The following is a 393-nucleotide window of genomic DNA, read 5'->3' on the forward strand; positions in this document are numbered from 1 at the left end:
GTCTTGAAGTGTAGAATCCCACGCATGCCCAAGGTGCAGTTTTCCTGTCACGTTTGGTGGAGGAATGACGACTGTATATGGATCTTTCGTTTTGTCATTTTGTGCTTCAAAGAATTTTCCTTAAAGCCAGTACGTATAGCGGTCTTTTTCAATCGCATTTGGGTCGTACTTTGTTGGCATTTCTTGATTATTTGTTTCCATTTATGTAACCTCCACATTTTTTCGGCTGATGAAACATAAAAAAGCCTTTTCATCCTTATAAAAGGACGAAAAAGCTTTTTCGCGGTACCACCTTTTTTCATGGAACACATAGACGTGTCCCATACACTCTAAAGGATAACGGGGTTCTCCCGAATTTCTCTACTTGTTCATTCAAGAAATTAAGCTCACAGG

Annotated in this window: 1 pseudogene; it reads right to left on the reverse strand. The window is 39.7% G+C overall.

Going from position 1 to position 393, the window contains the following annotated elements:
• Positions 1 to 102, reverse strand: a pseudogene (locus ACOV8S_RS31535) (class I tRNA ligase family protein); the annotation flags it as partial.
• Between the last annotated feature and the right edge of the window lie 291 nt (positions 103 to 393).

The sequence above is a fragment of the Streptomyces sp. CO7 genome (genome assembly GCF_053474865.1).